The organism is Vibrio chagasii, from assembly GCF_024347355.1.
In the GTDB taxonomy this organism is placed as follows: domain Bacteria; phylum Pseudomonadota; class Gammaproteobacteria; order Enterobacterales; family Vibrionaceae; genus Vibrio; species Vibrio chagasii.
The window spans coordinates 1,772,088-1,793,592 of record NZ_AP025466.1; the positions used below are offsets into that span (position 1 = coordinate 1,772,088).

15 protein-coding genes and 1 pseudogene are annotated in these 21,505 nt (G+C 42.2%); 10 read left to right on the forward strand and 6 right to left on the reverse strand.

Going from position 1 to position 21,505, the window contains the following annotated elements:
* Positions 1 to 132: 132 nt before the first annotated feature.
* From OCV52_RS23645 to OCV52_RS23655, 3 genes and pseudogenes are all read right to left on the reverse strand, one after another.
* Positions 133 to 2,889 carry an immune inhibitor A domain-containing protein gene (locus OCV52_RS23645; RefSeq protein ID WP_137409116.1) on the reverse strand — a complete coding sequence of 919 codons (2,757 nt, stop codon included), beginning with the start codon at positions 2,887 to 2,889 and terminating at the stop codon, positions 133 to 135.
* A gap of 37 nt (positions 2,890 to 2,926) precedes the next feature.
* Positions 2,927 to 3,226, reverse strand: a complete 300-nt coding sequence (locus tag OCV52_RS23650) for a hypothetical protein (protein WP_102478859.1) — start codon at positions 3,224 to 3,226, stop codon at positions 2,927 to 2,929.
* A 536-nt stretch (positions 3,227 to 3,762) separates the two neighbouring features.
* Positions 3,763 to 4,728: pseudogene (locus OCV52_RS23655) on the reverse strand (hypothetical protein).
* A gap of 141 nt (positions 4,729 to 4,869) precedes the next feature.
* Between OCV52_RS23655 and OCV52_RS23660 the strand changes: the two are divergent.
* The 5 genes from OCV52_RS23660 to OCV52_RS23680 all read left to right on the forward strand — a co-directional run bounded on the left by OCV52_RS23660 (position 4,870) and on the right by OCV52_RS23680 (position 10,502).
* Positions 4,870 to 5,337 (forward strand): Lrp/AsnC family transcriptional regulator, encoded by a 468-nt coding sequence (locus tag OCV52_RS23660; protein WP_102479705.1) that lies wholly within the window; start codon positions 4,870 to 4,872, stop codon positions 5,335 to 5,337.
* A gap of 165 nt (positions 5,338 to 5,502) precedes the next feature.
* A complete protein-coding gene (locus tag OCV52_RS23665; protein ID WP_137409117.1) occupies positions 5,503 to 7,065 on the forward strand; it encodes a methyl-accepting chemotaxis protein in 1,563 nt (520 codons plus the stop codon).
* 159 nt (positions 7,066 to 7,224) lie between these two features.
* A complete protein-coding gene (locus OCV52_RS23670) occupies positions 7,225 to 8,418 on the forward strand; it encodes an ISL3 family transposase (RefSeq protein WP_261900840.1) in 1,194 nt (397 codons plus the stop codon).
* Positions 8,419 to 8,516: 98 nt separating this feature from the next.
* Positions 8,517 to 9,725 carry an IS256 family transposase gene (locus OCV52_RS23675; protein WP_137409203.1) on the forward strand — a complete coding sequence of 403 codons (1,209 nt, stop codon included), beginning with the start codon at positions 8,517 to 8,519 and terminating at the stop codon, positions 9,723 to 9,725.
* A gap of 228 nt (positions 9,726 to 9,953) precedes the next feature.
* Entirely contained in the window at positions 9,954 to 10,502 is a 549-nt protein-coding gene (locus OCV52_RS23680) for a hypothetical protein (RefSeq protein WP_240700702.1), read from the forward strand.
* 93 nt (positions 10,503 to 10,595) lie between these two features.
* Here the strand turns inward: OCV52_RS23680 and tkt are convergent, their stop codons facing one another.
* Entirely contained in the window at positions 10,596 to 12,587 is a 1,992-nt protein-coding gene (gene tkt / locus OCV52_RS23685; RefSeq protein WP_116871390.1) for a transketolase, read from the reverse strand.
* Between the two features lie 79 nt (positions 12,588 to 12,666).
* On the reverse strand, positions 12,667 to 13,617 hold the full coding sequence (gene tal, locus OCV52_RS23690; protein WP_032552749.1) for a transaldolase: 951 nt from the start codon (positions 13,615 to 13,617) through the stop codon (positions 12,667 to 12,669).
* Positions 13,618 to 14,075: 458 nt separating this feature from the next.
* On the opposite strand from tal, the gene OCV52_RS23695 reads away from it, so the two are divergent.
* The 3 genes from OCV52_RS23695 to OCV52_RS23705 all read left to right on the forward strand — a co-directional run bounded on the left by OCV52_RS23695 (position 14,076) and on the right by OCV52_RS23705 (position 19,791).
* A complete protein-coding gene (locus OCV52_RS23695) occupies positions 14,076 to 15,068 on the forward strand; it encodes a sugar-binding transcriptional regulator (RefSeq protein ID WP_008216278.1) in 993 nt (330 codons plus the stop codon).
* Positions 15,069 to 15,322: 254 nt separating this feature from the next.
* The gene (locus tag OCV52_RS23700; protein WP_137408761.1) at positions 15,323 to 18,340 is read left to right on the forward strand and encodes a M6 family metalloprotease domain-containing protein; all 3,018 of its coding nucleotides are present in this window, start codon (positions 15,323 to 15,325) and stop codon (positions 18,338 to 18,340) included.
* Positions 18,341 to 18,906: 566 nt separating this feature from the next.
* A complete protein-coding gene (locus OCV52_RS23705; protein ID WP_008216276.1) occupies positions 18,907 to 19,791 on the forward strand; it encodes a LysR family transcriptional regulator in 885 nt (294 codons plus the stop codon).
* Here the strand turns inward: OCV52_RS23705 and OCV52_RS23710 are convergent, their stop codons facing one another.
* Positions 19,792 to 20,250 carry an A24 family peptidase gene (locus OCV52_RS23710; RefSeq protein ID WP_108145151.1) on the reverse strand — a complete coding sequence of 153 codons (459 nt, stop codon included), beginning with the start codon at positions 20,248 to 20,250 and terminating at the stop codon, positions 19,792 to 19,794.
* 211 nt (positions 20,251 to 20,461) lie between these two features.
* Between OCV52_RS23710 and OCV52_RS23715 the strand changes: the two genes are divergently transcribed.
* A complete protein-coding gene (locus OCV52_RS23715; RefSeq protein ID WP_004737212.1) occupies positions 20,462 to 20,674 on the forward strand; it encodes a Flp family type IVb pilin in 213 nt (70 codons plus the stop codon).
* A gap of 54 nt (positions 20,675 to 20,728) precedes the next feature.
* On the forward strand, positions 20,729 to 21,505 hold the full coding sequence (locus OCV52_RS23720) for a CpaB family protein (RefSeq protein WP_137408760.1): 777 nt from the start codon (positions 20,729 to 20,731) through the stop codon (positions 21,503 to 21,505).

A 21,505-nucleotide genomic window follows, 5' to 3' on the forward strand; every position in this document is an offset into this window, starting at 1 on the left:
ACGGCTTAAATAATAACGTTTTCTTAAAACTGCTGTCCTGACTCATGCCAAAGACAGCAGTACTTAAGTTGGTTTATCAGTACGCACGTTATTGTCTACGTACTTATTTCAATGATTTGAGCTAGAAGCGACTTATAGGTTGACCATAATGGTCTTAGTCGTGATCCCGCCTTGGTCATCGATGATTTTTAGCTTCACTTCATGCTTTCCGTATGAAGGGAAGATAGAAGTGAATGTACGACCTCGTTTCACTTTTCCATTTGGTAATGTCCACTCTGTATCGACAATTCGCCCATCACTGTCTGAGCTTGTTGACCACATAGTGACCCAACGACCTAAGTGAATGTACTTCGCACTTGCTTCAGGAAGCGCGTTTGGAACCTCAACATTAACGATTGAGCGAAACGATGCGTTGGCACCTTTGTCGTCGACTACCGTTAGGCTGACTGTGTATTCGCCGGCTTCTTGGTAAGTCCATGTTGGCGCGATTTCACTGCTTGTTACGCCGTTGCCGAAGTCCCATAGGTAGCTGATGATTTCGCCATCTTGATCCGAACTGAAGTTGCGAGCTGAGACGCTCAACCCATCTGTATTGAGTTCGAAGTTCGCTGTTGGCGCGATGTTGTGTTGGCTTACTTTCGACAGACGTACCACACCGTATTCGTTGACATCGCTTTGGTTAACAATGTCTACCACCAAGCCAAACTTAGTCAAAATACGACCCGAATCAGGAGCTTGTGGTGATGTGTAATCTTGGTCATCAGAGAAGCTTGCTGTACCCACTAGGCTTGTGTCCTGAAGCACATCGTTGTCACTGTTCACAAGACGCATAGGAGTATGGTCTTTCAGTGAAAACGCGGCATCACGGACTTGGTAACGTGTTTGAGCGACTTTTCCTGAGTTTTGCCAAACCATGGCATTTTGGTCGGCATCGACCACACCCAACCAGCCTTCACCAGGGTGTTTGCCTACCCAGTTATCAGTGAGCGACTCATCGACATACCAAATGATCAGACCTGGATCGAACGACATGAGTTGGCCCATGCGCTTGATATTCGCCAAACCTTCATCCACGTCCATATGACTACGCCATTGCATTAGGTAGTAGTGTTGAGCTTGATGGAAGCCATTACTCAATTTGAAGCCATTAAGTGCAAAGCTAGAGTTATCTTCGCCGTCATCTATCGTAACCGTGTCACCGTCAACTATAAGGCTAAGGTTGTCTAGGTAGAAACCTTCCATGGCTAATCCACCATCGGTGATGTACTCGAACGACAGTTCTACTTTTTGGCCTGCCCATTGAGAAACATCAAATTCAGCATCAATCCAACCGTCAGACTCGCCACCAACCGCTGGAACTAGGCCAGTATTGTATGGGTCATCCATAGAGGTGATGTTGCCAGCGATGGCTTGTCCGTTCACAAGGACACGAGCAAAGTCATAGTCTTTCTCGATTTGGTACCAAGTTTTGAAGGAAAGCACTGCAGAGTCGCCAGCCGGGATTTCCAACTTACGAGTCATGCTATTTTTCAGGTCGTCGCCTTTTTGAGAGTGGAACGAGTACTCACCCTCGAACGGTTTCAAACCTTCGATTTGTTTCTCTGGAAGGTCGACCTTAATCATGTTTGGACGGTCGTTATCTGTCGTTTGGAACAAGGTGTAAATTTGTGGCTTGTCTTCTAGGTCATCAATTGATATTTGATCATCGTTAATCCAGCGACCACCAATCGACTTTTGTAAGAAGTGTTTTGCCCAAGAACTGAAAGCGGTCGGTTGTGTACCACCAATTTGACCAGCCCAACTGCCTGAAGACATGATAGACCAATAAGAGACAGGTTCACCTTTGCCTGTGTATTGCGTGTCGTACTCGTCTGGTAGACCTAAGTCATGGCCATATTCGTGCGCACAAACACCAGCTGCGGCATCGATCGGTTGAATCGTGTAATCAAATGCTGCGTACTGGCCATTAAAACGGTCTGGAAGCGAGCTCGAGGTGCCTTCTAGCACATGGGTGCGTCCAAGGTTGAATCGGTGAGACCAAATTGCATTAGGACCTAACACACCGCCACCGGCTTCTTCACCTACAGAGGCATGGAACACCATTAGGTGATCAATTACGCCATCTGGCTCACGGAAGTCTCCGTCACCATCGTAATCGTAACGATCTTCAATATCGTAATCAGCAAGGTTGATACTAGGATCTTGAGCTAACTGGTTAAGGGCTTCACGCACCAGCTCTTGGGCGTTCAGATCATTGTCTGTAGTAGGGGAGTTACCGCCATAGAAAGCGGCAGGTTTAGAAGCACGATACCAACCTGCAGCCTGACCAGCCACACTATAACTGTCGCCTGATTCGCTTTGATAATACTGGCGCATCGAGATTAAGTTTTCGCCATTTGGTCCAGTATAGCCAGTGTCAGAGAACAACAACTCTTGGTAGTGTTCAGGGTTGTAGCTCTCGTAGAGCATTTGGGTGTGTTCTTTGGTCAGTCTGTTGTCATCCCAGTTTAAGTCGGGAAAGTCGACAAGTAGCGCGAGCACTTTGTCTGTACGCTTAGTACCGACTTCAAGTGCAAAAACACTCGCTTTTTTAACGCCAGATTCTTTTTCGATGGCTTTGAGAATCTTGGCTCTCAGCTCCATGGCTTTTTTGCCGAACTGAGCATCACCTTTAAAACCAGAGTTAAGCTTATTTTTTAGGTAACGGTCCAGTGCATCATGTTTTACCGCGTCGGTTGCATCTTGGTCAACGAAGCCCTGTCTCACTAACATTTCTATTAGCTTGTCTTCATTAACAACACCAAGATCTATCGGTGTTTTGGCATAGCTACTGACGCTAAATAGAGTAAGCATTGCTGAAGCGAGCAATGTTTTTCTCATTATTTTCATTGTATTTCCTTTTTATATTTCCATGTCGATATAAATATCAACTTCCTTCATCGGTGTTATTCACCGATATTGGTCTAATGCACTCTTTTGGTGCTTTATTTACCTGACGTTGGTTTGTTATATCTTTATTTAAATCGAAATTTGGCTGATGGTTCTTATTTGCTTTGGCATTGAGATAGATACGCAAAGCTTCTTGGTTGTCCTCATAATTTAAGCCGGGACAGATAATGCCTTGTTCAATCAATGACTTCAGCAATGGCTCATCATTCTCTATAGTGGAAGCCTGTGACAGTGAGGATAAGGACAGAACCATTAAGACCATTGTTTTATGTGACATTGTTATAATTAGCCATTTGTTTCGGTTATGTAACAAAATATATTTATAAAATTAACCAATCAAACTGTAAATTTTTACAAGTTATTGTCTATCCTATTTTCAACATTAAGAGTTAATATCAAACACCCTTAGATAATTACCTTATTATCAGTTATTTATTTTATTTTTGTGAATTTATAGTTGATTGTTTTAATATTAAGTATCAGTGTGAAATATATGGTTATTGTCTCTCGTGTTAATAGAAGTAAGGCTTTAGATAGTAATAAAAATATCGTTATACTTTGTGTTGATATAAGAATAGTGAATTTTATTGTCAGTCCAATGGTGGATTATTTGTGTTTAAATTATTTTCACTCGAATTATCACTATTTCTTCGACTGTGGAGAGGTGAAAGCGCTTATGGGAGCAATGTTACGCAAATTTTTGAGTTAGTACGGCTGGTGGTAGTGGCGAACAAGTTGGCTAGTGAAAAAGCTGATGATTAAAGAGCCTGTGTGTCGGCTCTTTTACTAAAGGGTTAAGGTGAGTTTTCGCTGTTATGATTGGGATACGTCGCGATAAAAGTAACGCTCACAAATCGTTGGTTTGACACGTTTAATAGCGTGCGAAATTAAAGCGACGATGAGAACTGAGAATACGATTCTTCCCCAGGATATGGTGTAAAAATCAGCCCCGATCAGTAAGATCAACAAGGTGTCTTCAATCAAACTGTGGAGCAGATTGAGTAGCATAATGGCGGTAAACACGTCTCTTGCGGCTATATGTCCTTTCTTTGCTTCGTTGATCAATAGACCTCCTCCGAACGAAAGACCGAGCGTGATCCCTATGATGGTTAGATTGGTCGCATCTTTGCTGATGCCTAGTAGTCTTAAAAATGGTCGTAGCAGCAGAGCCATTAACTTCTCGATGCCAAGAACCTTTAAAACTTTAAGTTACAGTAGCAGTGCTGAAATCACCATGAATATCACTGCAAAGTTTTTCAGCTGTTCGATAGCCCAACCAATATAACTGCTATCTGAGGATACTTCTGGCTGCCATAAAACGGTTGCTGGATAGTTGAGTAAGTCTCCGTATTGGTAACCAATATTCAGTAGCCATGCCAGTACTAAGCTGCCACCGACTCTCACCGACAAGGTGGCAAGCCAACTTACCCCAGCTTTTTTCGCGATAGCGCCTTCGATTGGTAGAGAATGAGCGAGAAGCATCATGCTCTCTAATACAGACGCTTGGGCGACAGTGAGGGGCACATCAGAATTAATCAATATAATTAATCCAGCGTAAATATTGGTGAGTATTGTGGTAGCCCACACTAAGCCCATCTCTTTAGGTAAACCAACAATCTCCATTATTGGGCTTAACCACTCGCTGAGAATCACTATGCCACCGAGTTCTTCGACGACTTTGATGACGATGATGATGGGAATCATGATCCGAAAAAGCGTTGAGGTGACATCGAAAATCTCTTTTAAGAGTTCTTTAAAAAATTGATAAGTGGATTTCATTGATACGTCCATGTCGCGACTGTTTGATTTAAGAAGATCTTATCGTGATTGCTGTGATCGTAATTTCTAAATCTCGTTATAATTTTTTAATTACTTTGATATTAGAAATTATTACTCACAAATTGGTGGGTTTAAGAAATTATGGAAATTGATCGCATAGATAGAAGCATACTCATCCAGCTTCAAAAGAATAACCGTATTCCCAATTTAGCATTGGCCGAGCTTGTTGGTTTGTCACCGCCTGCGTGTTTAAAGCGCGTAAAACGTTTGAGAGAGGAGGGAGTGATCGTAGGCGATGTATCTATTATCAACCCTGAGCTCGCTGGTCATAAGATGACTTTGGTCGTGTCTGTCGAAATGGAGCGAGATAGAGGCGATATTTATCAAATTTTTCGCCATTCTATTTCGAAGGCTGCAGAAGTTACGCAGTGTTATCAGATCTCAGGTAGCTATGATTTTATGCTTATCGTGACTGTTAAAGACATTCAAGCCTACGAGGATTTCGTTGAGCGAGTACTACGCAAAGATCTTAACATTCGTAAGTTCCACACATCAGTATCTATGAGAACGGTGAAATTCAGCACTGAAGTGAAGTTAGAAGAGTCATGATAAGAGAAGGAGAATCAACAGTAACTGACGTCGATGTGAGCCAACTAGCTTAAATTCGTATAAATAGCAGGCATTTACACAAAATGTGAAGTTCACATTTTGTCATAACTTTAATAATTGTATATATTCCTCGCCTAAAATAATAATTAACAAAAGTTAATAACAATGATTGTCAGTTCATCTTCTCCATCTCGTGAAACGTTACTCAGCGAGCACGAACAACTCGTATCAACGACGGATCTTAAAGGCGTGATTACTTACAGTAATGATGCTTTTTGTCGTATCGCAGAGTACAGCCAACAAGAATTGCTAGGACAACACCACAATATTGTGAGGCATGGTGATATGCCTAAGGCTGCTTTTGCCGATATGTGGTTGAACCTTAAGCAAGGTAAAGCGTGGCGCGGTATCGTAAAAAACAAAACTAAATCCGGTGGTTTTTACTGGGTAGATGCTTATGTGACACCAATTTACGATAATGGAAAGGTGAGCGGTTACCAATCTGTACGGGTAAAGCCTAAAAACGAATGGGTACAAGTTGCCGATAAAGCATACCAAGGTCTATTGAAGTCTGAGAAATCTGGTCGTCAATGGTCGCTTCAGATCAGTGATAGTGTTCGTTATGCTGTGTTGCTGGGCTCGCTGGCTGCACCACTGATTTCAAACCTTGTCGAAGTAGGGCAAGTGTCCCAATGGCTTCTGAGTTTATTGCCTGTTTCTGCTCTTGCGTTATTGTTCCGCCAAGAACTCATCGACACACCGTTGCAGTTGAAAAAATTACAGTCAAAGTTCGATAGTGTAAGTCGCCTTGTTTATTCAGGGAATAGCAAGTTTTCTGTGGCTGATTTCCACTTAAAGCTGTTGTCTGCTCGCATACGTACCGTATTAGGCCGAATGACAGATTCAGCGAAACCATTGCAAGATTTGGCCGACAATCTTAATGCTACGTCGTTTGAAGTGTCTGAAGCGCTAGACCAGCAAACAAAAGACATTCTGCAAGTACGAGAGGCTACTGAAGAGGTTGAATTAACCGCGAATGAAGTCTCGTCTCGTACAGAAGAAGCGCATCAGATTGTCGATGTGACTTTAGAGACGTGTGCTGGTGCTAAAGAGAGCATTAACCAAACTCATCGAAACCTTGAAAATTTAGCTTCGCAAGCTGAGAAAGCGACGCAAACTACTTACCAATTGAGCGATCAAGCGCAAAGTGTCAGTAAGATAATGGAAGAGATTGGTGGCATCGCGGAGCAAACCAACCTGCTGGCGCTAAACGCAGCAATAGAAGCGGCGAGAGCGGGTGAGCAAGGCCGAGGCTTTGCCGTAGTGGCTGATGAAGTACGTGCGCTGTCTGGGCGTACCTCGAACGCGACAGTACAAATCAAAGAGAGCATCGAAACCATGTTGACAACCATTGAAGGTTGGCAGAAAGATATTTTGGCGAACAGAGAGCAGACCGATGCGTGCAGTGATGTGGCGAAGGTGAGCGCAGAACGTTTATCTGAAGTTGAAAACCTAATGCAATCTATGAACGAGTTGATGCAGTCGGTAGAAAACTCAGCCCATAAGCAACGCACTCTCTCGAGCGAGGTGAATCTTCACATGCAATCTATCGCGTCGACTGCAGAACAGAATTTGGTCGCCACTCATTCAGTAAAGGACCATTCGACAGAGCTGAAAGACCAAGTAAATGAGTTCTATCAGTTAGCTAAACGTTTTGAAGAAAAGTAGCGACCTTAAATAACTTCATGAAAAAATATAAGAAAGCCTTGCATGATGTGCAGGGCTTTTTTGTGGTTCATCGCGGATTAGCGGGAACTAAAAACAAAAACGGTAGTAAGTGATATGGTTTAGCCGCCAAACAAAAATCATACACAAACTACCGTTTTCATGCCGAATCATACTTTCCTATCTTCATTCTGGGAAGGCTTTCAAGTCGTAAAGTCTCACCAGACAGCATCACTTATTACCCTGACTCTTGAACCGAACTCTGAGGCTAAGTGCCTTTGTGGTCTCGAGGCCGAGGCTATTCATGAGTATCAATGGCGTCATGTAAAAGAAGCCATGTTGCTCGGTGTTCCTGTTGTTCTTTCTGTTCAAACGCGAAGAATCAAGTGCCGTGAGTGTGGCATAAAAACAGAATCTCTATCTTGGTTGGAGCCTTATGCTCGTATAACGAAGCGCTTAAGAAGCTATATAGAACAATTACTGCCTCTTCTTCCTATTAAGCATATCTCCCGGTTAACGAACGTTCATTGGCACACCATTAAAGAGATAGATAAATCCCGACTTAGAAAAGTGGTACCGCCAGTGAAATGGGAGGAGCTAAGGCAACTCGTCATGGACGAGTTCGCCATCTTTAAAGGGCATCGATATGCCACGGTCATCGCTGACGCTAAGACACACCAAGTCATTTGGATAGGGTTAGGCCGAAGCCGTAAGGACATACGGCCGTTCTTCGAGCAACTAGGCAAGCATGGCAATAATATCGAAGCGGTCGCAATGGACATGAATACGGCTTTTGATCTTGAAGTTAAAGCACACTGTCCGAACGCAAAAATCGTTTACGACTTATTCCATGTTGTTGCTAAGTTCGGTCGAGAGGTGATGGATAGAGTCAGAGTCGACCAAGCCAACAAACTCAAGCAAGATAAAAAAGCGAGGCAATGGATCAAGCGCTCACGCTGGGTGTTGCTAAAAAACAGGGGTAATTTGAATACACAGCAAAACAGCTATCTTACCGAAATATTGAATATCAATAAGGACTTAATGACCACTTATATACTCGGAGCACAACTCAAAGAGCTTTGGTATTGTGAATCAGAAGTACATGCTAAAGGGCTCTGGGAGGCGTGGTGGGCACAAGTACAAGAGAGTGGAATTAAGCCATTGAAAGAGTTCGCACGAAAACTAAGGCCTTATCTTCACGGCATTATCGCATCTGCGAGTTATCCGCTTAACACCTGCACATTGGAAGGGATAAACAACAAGATAAAGCTAATCAAGCGAATGGGATATGGGTATCGAGATACAGACTACTTCTTCTTGAAGATAAAAGCGGCTTTCCCCGGAAAGCCGCGATGAACCTTTTTTGTAGGTGAAGTGAAGGTTAGAAAAGGAGCCTGTAATTTAAATTGTGTATCTGCTTATAATTAAGCCAGTCATGGCTAAGGATAAGCAATATGGATAAGAAAGCTTTAGAAGCCTTCGCTCGCGAAGCCGCTAAGTCAATTAAGACTCCTTCGGATCTTGATGACTTCAGGAAAATGTTAACCAAGGTGACGGTTGAGACAGCTTTAAATGCTGAACTTGATGATCACCTTGGCTACGAAAAACACTCACCGACCAACGATAGTAACAGTCGAAATGGCTACTCATCTAAACGCCTAATTACTGACGATGGTGAGATCCAACTAGAAATCCCTCGTGACCGTGACGCGTCCTTTGAACCCAAGCTCGTTCGTAAGCATCAAACTCGATTCCAATCGATGGACGACAAGATCTTAAGCTTGTATGCCAAAGGAATGACTACCCGAGAAATCGTCGCAACCTTCAAAGAAATGTACGATGCTGATATCTCCGCCAGTCTAATATCTAAAGTCACTGATGCTGTTTTAGAACAAGTTGTTGAGTGGCAAGCCCGCCCTCTTGATTCGGTTTATCCCGTCGTTTACCTAGACTGCATTGTTGTGAAGGTGCGCCAAAATAAGCAAGTCATCAACAAAGCCATTTACCTTGCTCTCGGTGTCAATATGGAAGGTCAGAAAGAACTTCTTGGGATGTGGATGTCCGAAACTGAAGGGGCGAAGTTCTGGCTCAGTGTACTTACCGAACTTCAAAATCGTGGTGTAAATGATATCCTCATCGCTTGTGTTGATGGCCTCAAGGGCTTTCCTGATGCCATCAATGCCGTTTATCCAAAAACTCAAATCCAGCTCTGTATCGTACACATGGTACGAAACTCAATGAAATACGTTCCGTGGAAAGATTACAAGACTATTACCGCAGACTTAAAGGAAATCTATCAAGCTACGACTGAAGATGAAGCTCTGTTGGCGCTAGAGCACTTTGGTGATAAATGGGATGAAAAGTACCCTCAAATCAGCCGCTCGTGGACGGCTCATTGGGATAACCTCAACACTCTGTTCAGCTATCCTCAAGATATCCGCAGAGCTATCTACACGACCAATGCGATAGAATCACTAAATAGCGTCATCAGGAAAGCGACCAAGAAACGTAAGCTGTTCCCGACAGATGAATCCGCCAAAAAGGTGGTGTACCTGGCGATTATGGATGCTTCCAAGAGGTGGACAATGCCAATTCATCACTGGAAGCAAGCGCTAAACCGTTTTATGATTATGTTCGAAGATCGATTAACTGAATACTTGTAACCAAGAGCAGTTACACAGAATTATTTACAGGGTCTTAGAAAAGCTTTGAAACAAAAATAAAACATCGTTCAATTGAGGTTAAGTTACACTTCTCATATTCCAATCAAAAGACAGAGCATCAGCATGCGCCCCCTTATTGTTACCACCATTTGCTTAAGTTTTATTAGTGTTCCTTGTATAGCCTCCAAAGGATCAAATTATCTCTATACGGGATATCAGAATACGAGGGTGAGCGACGATGGCTTTCAAGATTACTTTGACAATGCCTACAATAACTCTGGGAGTAAGCAGCTTTACGGTGGCTATCTCGGTGGTAACTATGCCTTAAACGATACTTTCTTCGTCGGCTTTGACTCGTCAGCAACCACACGCTCTTCAACGACACTGTCTGATTTGTCTATTCAGTTGGGCTGGTATCAGCCCATTACTTCACAGGTTGAGCTTTATGCCTCTGGCGGGGTAAATTGGGTTAGACCACAAAGGCGTTCCTCGTGCCGAAATGACACCATCCTCGGTCCGTGTTATAGAGAGACCATCAAAAACTACGATGAAGGCTTTATCGGTGAGGCTGGGGCGATTGTTTCTATTAACGAGCGTTGGTCGTTGCAACCATTTTATAGCTATTCGGACACGCATAAGCATGGCTTAAACAACTTCGGTGTGGTGAGTTCGGTTGACGTTCTTTCTTGGCTCGCGGTCGATGCTGGGTATGAACACACTTATAGCAAAAACCTAAACCAGAACACGCTTCGCCTTGGGGCAAGGTTTACGTTTTAATGATGAAAGGCGAGATACAAAAAAGCCCTACATGAAAATGTAGGGCTTTTGGTATGCATCAGCCTATTTCAAGGCGAGACAATTGAATCAAGATTAAGCTAGAAGCTCTTTCGCTGTGTTTACTACGTTTTCAGTAGTGAAACCGAACATCTTGAATAGCTCACCTGCTGGTGCAGATTCGCCGAACGTTGTCATACCGATGATCTTGCCACCGAAGCCAACGTACTTGTACCAGAAGTCAGCGATGCCAGCTTCTACTGCGATACGCGCTGTTACGTCAGAAGGAAGCACAGACTCACGGTACTCAGCGTCTTGCTTGTCGAATGCGTCAGTTGCAGGCATAGATACTACACGTACCTTCTTACCTTCAGCTGTCAGTTCAGCCGCAGCGTTAACCGCTAGCTCAACTTCAGAACCTGTAGCGATAAGGATTAGCTCTGGCTTACCTTCACAATCTTTCAGGATGTAACCACCCTTCGCGATGTTCGCTACTTGCTCTTCGCTACGCTCTTGCTGTGCAAGGTTTTGACGAGAGAAGATTAGAGACGTTGGGCCGTCTTTGCGTTCGATAGCCAGTTTCCAAGCGACTGCAGACTCAACTTGGTCACATGGGCGCCATGTGCTCATGTTTGGCGTCAGACGTAGAGAAGCGATTTGCTCAACTGGTTGGTGAGTTGGGCCATCTTCGCCAAGACCGATAGAGTCGTGCGTGTAAACTTGGATGTTCTGAACTTTCATCAGAGCAGCCATACGCATTGCGTTACGAGCGTATTCCATGAACATTAGGAACGTTGCGCCGTATGGTACGAAACCACCGTGCAAAGCGATACCGTTCATGATCGCCGTCATACCGAATTCACGTACACCGTAGTGGATGTAGTTACCTGCTGGATCTTCAGCAGAAACAGACTTCGAACCAGACCACATAGTTAGGTTAGAAGGTGCAAGGTCAGCAGAGCCGCCTAGGAATTCAGGTAACATAGCACCGAACGCTTCTAGTGCGTTTTGAGACGCTTTACGTGATGCGATGTTTGCTGGGTTAGCTTGAAGGTCAGCAATGATTTGGTTTGCTTTCTCTTCCCACTGTGCAGGAAGCTCACCGTTTACGCGGCGTTTGAATTCAGCTGCCAGCTCAGGGTGTGCTGCTTCATAAGCTGCAAGTTTCTCGTTCCACGCTGCTTCCTTAGCTGCGCCTGCTTCTTTCGCATCCCATTCTGCGTAAACTTCCGACGGAATTTCAAAAGGACCGTGCTCCCAACCAAGTTCTTTACGTGTAGCTGCAATTTCTTCAGCGCCTAGTGGTGCACCGTGACAGTCGTGTGAACCAGATTTGTTTGGAGAACCAAAACCGATGATAGTCTTAGTACAAATTAGAGTAGGGCGTGGGTCCGCTTTAGCAGCTTCAATTGCTGCGTTGATTGCTTCAGCGTTGTGACCATCTACTGCTGGAATTACGTGCCAGCCGTAAGCTTCAAAACGCTTAGGCGTATCATCAGAGAACCAACCTTCCACTTCACCATCGATAGAGATGCCGTTGTCATCCCAGAAAGCGATAAGCTTACCAAGACCTAACGTACCCGCTAGAGAACATGCTTCGTGAGAGATACCCTCCATCAGACAGCCGTCACCCATGAATGCATAAGTGAAGTGGTCAACGATGTCGTGGCCTTCTTTGTTGAATTGTGCCGCTAGAGTTTTCTCAGCAAGCGCCATACCAACAGCGTTAGTGATACCTTGGCCTAGTGGACCAGTTGTTGTTTCGATACCCGGTGCGTAACCGTACTCTGGGTGACCTGGAGTCTTAGAGTGCAGTTGACGGAAGTTCTTAAGATCTTCAATTGATAGCTCGTAGCCTGCTAGGTGCAGCAGAGAATAAATCAGCATAGAGCCGTGGCCGTTTGAAAGAACGAAACGGTCGCGGTCAGCCCACTCTGGGTTAGACGGGTTGTGGTTTAGGTGATCACGCCAAAGAACTTCAGCGATGTCAGCCATACCCATAGGTGCGCCTGGGTGGCCTGAATTTGCTTGTTGTACGCCGTCCATGCTTAGAGCACGAATAGCATTAGCTAAATGTTTACGATCCATAATAACTACCAGTGTTTAAATATTGGAATTGGAAATTGAAAGGGGAACGCAAACGTTCCCCTTTTTTAATTCTGTGTGGTTACAGCTTAGCTGCGATCATGTCTTCTAGTTTGCCTTGGTCAACTGCGAAGTTGCGGATACCTTCTGCAACCTTCTCAACTGCCATTGCGTCTAGGTTGTGCTCCCATAGGAACTCAGCGTGAGTCATTGGAGCTGGGCGCTCTTTAGAGCCTTTAGAGTCAACTAGCTTCTCTACAACTTCACCTTCAGCAGCTTCTAGTTCAGCTAGAAGAGCGGGAGCGATAGTTAGACGGTCACAACCAGCAAGTTCTAGGATCTCGCCGATGTTACGGAAGCTTGCGCCCATAACTACAGTGTTGTAGCCGTGCTCTTTGTAGTAGTTGTAGATGTCAGTTACTGAGATTACGCCTGGATCTTCAGATGCTTCGAAGTCGCGACCTTCTTTCGCTTTGTACCAGTCCATGATACGACCAACGAATGGAGAGATTAGGAATACGCCAGCTTCAGCACATGCACGAGCTTGTGCAAAAGAGAATAGAAGCGTTAGGTTACAGTTGATGCCTTCTTTCTCTAGGATTTCAGCAGCACGGATACCTTCCCAAGTAGAAGCAAGTTTGATTAGGATGCGATCGTTAGTGATGCCAGCATCGTTGTACATTTTTACTAGCTGACGAGCTTTAGCTACGCTGCCTTCAGTGTCGTAAGAAAGACGAGCATCAACTTCTGTAGAGATACGGCCTGGGATTGTTTTCAGGATTTCTTTACCGATGTTTACTGCAAGCATGTCACAAGTGTCTTGAACTTGTTGAGCTTTATCAGCGCTTTGTGCTTTAGCGTATTCGATTGAAGCATCGATAAGTGGCGCATACTCTTCGATTTGAGCCGCTTTAAGAATCAGAGAAGGGTTAGTTGTTGCATCTTCTGGCTGGTACTTTTTGATTGCATCGATTTCACCAGTGTCTGCTACTACTGTCGTTAGTTTACGAAGTTGCTCTAATTTGTTGCTCATTTTGATCATCCTATCTATCGCATTACATCTCGTGAGAAGAGAGATGTGGGCATTTGCAAGCTAACTAATGAAGTTCTCAGTGGAGTTTCCAGTGAGCCAAACTTACATTAATTTAAATTTTTCTTCGAACGAACATTTGCACAGAACATTTGATCGCTCGATGAGTAAATGATGTAGCCATATTTATCTGATCTAGCACCAAAGTCAACGACAAATAGTGCGGTATGGTGACTTCAGTCAAATATATTTCGCTCTAGTAATCATGGGCGATACAAGCAAACGTTTAATACGCTGAGCAAGGTGAATTAATCAACAATAAAACTATGGCTAACACCTTGAGCAAATGTTCCTTGTTGTTACATATGTTCAAGGTGTAAACTTGTGTATCACTTGCTTAGCCATCGAACATTTGTTCTTCAAGCAGGTAAAATAATTGTTAAATATAGGTTGAGTGGTATATGAGTAAGAATATCCAAGATGTTTCCGAAGAAAACACTGATCTCCTGACTGAAGTCGCGGTTGCTTATTATCAGGACGGTGCCACTCAAGAAGAGATCTCGAAAAAGTTCTCTATCTCTCGTGCAAAGGTTGGTCGTATGCTCAAGCAAGCCCGTGATGAAGGTATTGTTGAGATAACCGTTAAGTACCACCCAGTCTTCAGCGCCAAAATCGAGCAACGCTTAATTGAACGTTTTGGTGTTAAGCGTGCACTTGTCGCTCTGGATCAACCGAATGAAGAGCAACAACGACTTCAGGTCGCAGGTTTAGTGTCTAACTACCTAACCAGTACACTAAAAAACGGCATGGTGGTAACAGTAGGCCAAGGTCGTAACGTGTCTTCTGTTGCTCACCATACTGGTGTAATTACCCCTCGTGATTGTAAGTTCGTGTGTGGCATCGGCGGCATTCACCCTAGAGGCGGTATGTTCAATGCTGACCACATCTGTCGACAGCTAGCGAAAAAGTACGGTGGTTCGTCTGAAACTTTGTATGCGCCTGCTTATGCAGAGAATAAAGCGCAAAAAACCGCCTTTATGGAAAACAGCACAGTAAAGCAAACACTCGATCTCGCTCGAAAGGCAGATGTTGCTTTAGTGGGTATCGGAGACATGAGCGAAAACAGTTACATGGTTGACCTAGGTTGGTTTACCGCGGGTGAGGTGGTTCAATCTCGTTTATTACAGGGCGTTGTTGGTGACTTTGCTGGCTATGACTTTTTTGACGTTCACGGTAAAGCGGCAAACACCGTTATGAGTGACCGAGTCATCGGTTTGGGGTTAGAAGAGTTTCGCCCAATCGCTGAGGTGATTGCGATAGCTGCCGAGAACAGTAAACCGCTCGCGTTGTTAGGTGCTTTAAGAACTGGTGTGGTTGATGTAATAGCAACCAGCGTAAGTAATGCACTAACCGTACTGAACTTAGATGAGCAGATGACATTAATTGATAAATAAATTATTTATTGTTGGTCTTCCTTTTTAATGCGCTTTTATTCTGATTAAAAATGGGTGGGTTATTCAGCCTTCCCATTTAATTATATTATTTATACTGTCATAAATTAAATTTATATAAGATTAGGTATAATTAATATTTATAGGTTTAGTTAGAAACTTAATTGGTTTACGTAAATCCCCATTGATAAAGTCGCGTTGCATTTAACGCATCAATTATCTCTTATTGAGAAAGAATTATTAATGGGATTATCCTAATGAGGACAAAACTAATTTGTACTGTAATAACAGCGTTATTAGCTGTTATTACAGTACAAGCAAGCACTTTACCTGCACCAATTTGGCATACGATAACTTTTGTTGACGGCAGTTCTAAAGAACTGCGGTTAATGGGCTCTCAGCATATGTTTTGGTATCAAGACCAAACAGGTAGCCTCTATATCCAAGACTCTGACAGTCAATGGTATTTTGCTAGATATGAAAAGAATGAAGAAGAGCAAGGCAGAATAGTTTCCACTGGAGTTCTAGCTTCGAGTGAGACAGATGTACCTTCTGAATCTAATGTTAGGCATATAAAAATAGAGCCAACATATTTCAATGAACTAATTGAATCACCCGCGGCTAACAACAAGAGGTTTAATTATATAAGGAACCAAAGTTCGCATGAAAGCCGAGCTTTAAATAATAAAATCATAGAGCAGCCATTATTAGTGGTACAAGTTAGCTTTTCAAACGAAAAGGTGGACCATGACTTTCAGTCGACGATATTTGGAACCAATCAACAAAGCGTCCAAGATTACTTTCTAAAAAATAGCTACGGTAACTATAAAGTTGTTCCAGCGAAAGAGAGTGAAGGAACAAAGAATGACGGTGTCATTAATGTCACTCTAGATATTGAACATCCAAACTGCCACTCCAAATCAGAGCGTAATTGCCAAACTAAACTCAATAATGTGTTTGAAAAAGCGTATGAAGCCTTAGACGTGGATTTCAATCTTACTCAATACGACTCGAACAATGACGATAGCATCTCACCTCAAGAACTCTCCGTTATGTTCGTCTTTGCGGGTAATGATAAATCTAGCGGTACACGAAAGACTCCAACGATTTGGCCTCATAAGTACGCTCACAGTACCGTCGAGATTGATGGAAAGCGAATCAGCGCTTATTGCTTGTTTGCTGATTATCAAGACGATCATCAGTCAACCATGGGAGTAATAGCGCACGAACTTGGGCATTTAATGTTGGGTTTGCCGGATCTTTACTCTTATAAGCATGACGGCTCAATTGGACATTGGGGTTTGATGGGAGGCGGAAGCTGGGCAAGAAAGCCTAGCGACGAATACGCAGGTCAGACTCCAGTAAACATGCTGGCATGGAGTAAAGAGGCGTCAGGTTTTCTTAAGCCAACCGTTCTTTCAGAGAACGGCCAGGTCCAAATTGGCACTATTAAGGGGGAAAGCGTGATTCACCTTGACCCATACTTAAAGCAATTTGGGCCTCGAGCTTATATAGAGAACCGACGCAAAACCGATTATGACCAAGCACTTCATGGCGAAGGCTTGCTCATTACGGCGGTAAATATAGATAACCAGTTCAATAGTGATGGGCCGATGCAGGTTCAGATATTTCAGGCTGATGGCGATGGGCTACTCGAGAGTGGGTTTTCATCCGGCGACTCGGGCGATATTTTCCCCGGTAGAGAGACAGTGACGAATCTCTCCGATGACTCTGAACCATCTTTGACTGACATTACTGCGGGAAGAAGTACCGATGTAACCATCTCAAATATTAGTAGTGATGCTGATAAGGCAACATTTTCGTTAGCTATTCCCGATGCGACCACTAAGTCGTCTTGGGTCACGTCATTTGGCCGAACTTATCCACGTTATAGTACAAATACAAACGTACTTGGGTTCGCCATTGACGTTGTTGAGGGGCGTGAGGATATCGTAGGGCTACACTTCTACGCTAAGGCGACGAGTGTTGCTATGCCGATGTTTTATCGCCTGGTTGAATACCCGTTTCAATCAAGATTTGGTAATGCAGTGATTAATGAAGCTGCTGGACGTCTATTGCATCGAGGTGTTGCGCAGCAAGGTGGTGGGCAGGTTATTTTTGATGAGCCTGTAAAGCTTGGAATTGGATCCAAGTTACTGGTGTTAGAAATTGAAAACGGGACACCTGAATATTCAACACAGTTTTTAGATGCTTACTTGGGTGACGGACAGAGGAAAACGCAATTCTTAGGCGCAATATCTGAGTATAAAACTCGAGGTCTGAGCCGTGGCTTCGGCCAAAACTTCCCTTTTGCGGTACTTTTTGAACAACAAAGCCAATCCAAGCCTATTGTGGTAGATGACTCTGTCGTTACGGAAGAAGACAGTCCGTTTATGCTCAACTTATTGGCCAATGACCTCAACTTGCCTACATCTCACCCGTATTCCATTGAGATAGGTCGTAAGCCTGCGAAAGGTGTTATCAGAGGTATTACATATTTCCCCTCGAACAACCAGTTTGGACGAGATAGTTTTACGTATCGTCTTGTTGATGGTGGTGGATACCAAAGTGATTACGCGACTGTTGAGGTTGAAATTAGGCCGGTTAATGATGTTCCCCAATTTAAGCTCAATAAGATTCAGGTTGGTGCTGTAGCTGGTGAGAAAGTGGTATTCGAAGTAACGACGATTACTGATGTTGATTCAGCTGAACATCAGGTCACTTGGACTCAGACAGAAGGTGCTAGATTAGCATTGAGTGGTACACAATCGAAAACATTGACTATACATGTACCAAAAGGAGCGTTGGAAGGTGAAAAGTATCGATTGAGTGTTAAGGTGGCGGACCCCGTAGGTGGATATGTCGAACAGTCGGTCACTATTGATGTGCGAAGAAAGAAGGCATTGTTGTTGGAAACGAAATCTCTACAAGTCAAATATGGCGATGAGGTAAAATTGTTTCCAAATATAAATGGTGAGGTGAAAACGTTAGATATTTTTGAAGCCCCGCGTAATGGGGTAGCTAATATAATCGATGCTCAGATTGTTTATAATGCGCCTGCAGAGCGCAGGCTGGCTTTATATGACAATATTAAATATAAGGTTTTATTGTCCGATGGTGATGAGTGGGTTGGTTCTTTTGATATAGAAGTTTTGCCTAATGTTTCAAACGAGTCAGAGGTGACATTGAATCAAGGTGATTCGTCAGGAGGCAGCTCATCGTTTCTTATTCTTTTTATACTCTGTTTACTCTCTAGGTTACGAATGAAGTGTTGAAATAAAACCATAATATAATTATGCATATACGGAAAGGGCTACGATTATTAGCCCTTTTTTGTGTCTTGCAAAACCTCATTTCAGAATAAAAACAGCGTATTTTGTCGCATTTTTTGGAATTAAGTAATATTTATAGGTGTTTAGTTTCACTTGATGGCTATCTAGATCACAAATTTGAACAATCATGTTTTTGAGTGACTTTTCATCTGAAGTCTTAAAAATGACGAACTTTTACATAAATTTCAGAGCTTTTATTGCACCTTAAAGGTGGTCGATGTATAGCTTTTGGTTATAATTGTGTTCATTGCCATTAGTGTTGAGCATGTGTTGTGTAAGGGCTCAGGAAAACGAATGACAAGTTAAATATGTTGTTTGTAAAAGCACATAAGGATTGTGAATCAGTTGTTGGTTCGGGAAATGTATTTGTTTATGTAGATGGATATAAACATTACTTATGACTATATAAATAATGTTTTTTTGTATCTGAATGACACTATTGTTACTTTTACGCTGATTTTTAATAAGAATAATTAATAAAACAACGCAACATCGGGGTAGTTTTCACCATGAAAAACGTCAACAGATCTATCGACGTAAAATATTTAAGAACATTTTCACACGTTGCTAAGCACAAAAGTTTTACAGCTGCCGCTGAGTCTCTATTTATGACACAGCCCGCGGTATCTCAACATATTAAAAAGATCGAGAGTACAATAGGGGCAAGTATTTTTGATCGAAAAGAAGGGTTTTTACTGACTAAACATGGAAAAGTATTACTGGATTATGCTGACCAAACCATGTCCATGTATGAGAGGTTATTTGAAGATCTAGAGAAAGTGGAGCTAAGAGATCAATTTAACATAGCGATCGACGAGTCATTTTGTTTCGATTTGGTCAATCGAGTAATTAATGAATTTCGAATGTTAAACAATATCGACTTATCCATAAACAGTTTTACTAAGTCTTCTTCATTGGAGTTGTCGCGTTATGACTTAATATTTACTATGGATAGAATTTCACAGGGGAACGGAAAGTCCTATCAATTAAAAACGGTAAACTATGTGATCGCGTATTCTTGTTCCCTTGACCCTTATGAGTGCTATCCACAGAGAGTTGTTTTTTGCAGTTCATTGTCTAAGTCATATGTTCAAGAGCTATTAAACGACTACAATGTTGAAACATCTCACGTTACAAGTTGGGTTAAAACAAGCTCATGCCAATTGTTAAAAAATGAACTCGATACTAACGGGACGGTTTTGATCTTTCCTGAGTGGTCGGTATGTGATGAAAAGTGTAAGACAATCCCGTTACGTCAGAAAGTAAATATGTATGTCTGGTGTAGTGATGAAATTTCACAAGAACTCGAAACTTTAGGAATAAAAGATAAAATACAGCAACTTTTTCAGATTAGTGATATTTCCGAATCAGGAATAAAGCATAATATTATGTGATTAGTTTGATAGTGTTGAAATTGTGCTGAAAATAAAACAACTTAAAGCAATAGGTATCCCATAAGGGATACCTTTTTTGTAGCTATTGAAACGCTTTATCTTACCGATTATATACATTATTAAAACTAATCCCCCTCCCATAAAACCTATAGAAATCAGAGTTGCAATGACTAGATCAGGTTGAATTCCAACGACCAATGCTGTCAGTAACTTAACATCGCCAGCACCGATTACCTTGAGGTACCAAAGTAAAACTCCAATAACGAAACACACAATAGAGATCGGTAGGGATGAAGCCAAATAACCGTTTGATAAGGCTACAACCAGGTTAACTACCAATGCAATTTTATTTAAGTTGTTTGGTATTTTCCTGTGTTTCCAATCCAAAAAGCATACACAAGAAAATATTGATAGGTTTAGAGCGATTAAAAATGAGTAATTAATTATTTCTATATTCATAAGTAAAGGGTATCTATGATTGGTTCTAATATCAATAAAATTGTAATTAATAATTATTATGAAGACATAAAAATAGTTTATCTATCTATTAAATAAGATTCTGTTATGCGATCATAATAACTATTAATTGGATGTATATTTCTAAATCCGGTAACTTTCATTTCGCAATTTCAATAAGACCAATGGTCGATATACTTTTTAGAGGATTACTATGTACTACCAAACTTTAGCAAAACTAGCTGAACTAAAAATGAAGTTCGAAGATGATATTCGCGGTGTTACTGCGGTGGAATATGCAATTATCGCTGTTGTAATGTCAGCTTTAGTACTTGCTGCATTTCAAACAGATGCGCTTAAAAATGCAATTACAGGTGCGTTGAATGCGGTTACAGCCAACTTGACTACTGCAACTACAGGCAATTAAACGGCCACAAATAATATTATATTAAGGGGCTTGGGCCCCTATTTTAGGCTTAATATGAACAGAATTATCATTCTCCTTCTTATCGCTTTATCTATTTTTTCGACATTGATATATATCAATAGTAATTATATTTCATCGGACAAAGAGCCACAACAAGTCCAGAAAAAAGAAGAACTCAAAGTGAGTATTTTAGTCGCTCAACAAGAGATCAAGCGCTCTCAACCCTTGACTCCCAATTTTTACGAGAAGAAGTTTGTCCATATATCGGATTTAGACGGCTATTACTATACCTTAGAAAAAGACATTGTTGTTCAACCTGGGGCTCTTTTTAAAGAAGACATCAAAGAAGGTACTTATTTAACACAAGAGATGATTTCAAACCCAGGAGACCGAGATTATATGTATCTGTCGCTTAATGATGGCGAATTGCCTTATTTTTATGAAGTAACAGGCATCGGGGTTGTACAAACATCGACCCTTATTCCTGGCGATAAAGTGAGCTTTGTTTCTACTACATCTTCAAAATCAAACCTAGTAGAGAGTGGATATGGAGACATCGGTGACTTGGTCAGCCGAGTCATTATTAGTGGAGCGCGAGTATTACAGGTGATTAAAGGTAGCGAAGATACCGACTCACAAGATGCTGAAGATAAAAAATACAGCTTAGTTATTGCTCTAAATATGCGCAGTGTATTGAAACTCGAAATGGCTCAAAAAATTGGGGATGTAAATATCATTCCTTCAGAAATTGAAAACCGCTATTTATCTATTCGCAGTAGTGATTTATTAGAAACACAGTTTGGTGTCAGAGAACTACGTGGTAAGGACTAA

Bases quoted from the DNA above. Each gene is read 5' to 3' on its own strand.
- OCV52_RS23715 (WP_004737212.1), top strand. From the start codon at position 20,462: ATGTACTACCAAACTTTAGCAAAACTAGCTGAACTAAAAATGAAGTTC.
- OCV52_RS23660 (WP_102479705.1), top strand. From the start codon at position 4,870: ATGGAAATTGATCGCATAGATAGAAGCATACTCATCCAGCTTCAAAAG.
- OCV52_RS23695 (WP_008216278.1), top strand. From the start codon at position 14,076: ATGAGTAAGAATATCCAAGATGTTTCCGAAGAAAACACTGATCTCCTG.
- OCV52_RS23665 (WP_137409117.1), top strand. From the start codon at position 5,503: ATGATTGTCAGTTCATCTTCTCCATCTCGTGAAACGTTACTCAGCGAG.
- OCV52_RS23700 (WP_137408761.1), top strand. From the start codon at position 15,323: ATGAGGACAAAACTAATTTGTACTGTAATAACAGCGTTATTAGCTGTT.
- OCV52_RS23645 (WP_137409116.1), bottom strand. From the start codon at position 2,889: ATGAAAATAATGAGAAAAACATTGCTCGCTTCAGCAATGCTTACTCTA.
- tal (WP_032552749.1), bottom strand. From the start codon at position 13,617: ATGAGCAACAAATTAGAGCAACTTCGTAAACTAACGACAGTAGTAGCA.
- OCV52_RS23670 (WP_261900840.1), top strand. From the start codon at position 7,225: ATGCCGAATCATACTTTCCTATCTTCATTCTGGGAAGGCTTTCAAGTC.
- OCV52_RS23720 (WP_137408760.1), top strand. From the start codon at position 20,729: ATGAACAGAATTATCATTCTCCTTCTTATCGCTTTATCTATTTTTTCG.
- OCV52_RS23705 (WP_008216276.1), top strand. From the start codon at position 18,907: ATGAAAAACGTCAACAGATCTATCGACGTAAAATATTTAAGAACATTT.
- OCV52_RS23675 (WP_137409203.1), top strand. From the start codon at position 8,517: ATGGATAAGAAAGCTTTAGAAGCCTTCGCTCGCGAAGCCGCTAAGTCA.
- tkt (WP_116871390.1), bottom strand. From the start codon at position 12,587: ATGGATCGTAAACATTTAGCTAATGCTATTCGTGCTCTAAGCATGGAC.
- OCV52_RS23650 (WP_102478859.1), bottom strand. From the start codon at position 3,226: ATGTCACATAAAACAATGGTCTTAATGGTTCTGTCCTTATCCTCACTG.
- OCV52_RS23710 (WP_108145151.1), bottom strand. From the start codon at position 20,250: ATGAATATAGAAATAATTAATTACTCATTTTTAATCGCTCTAAACCTA.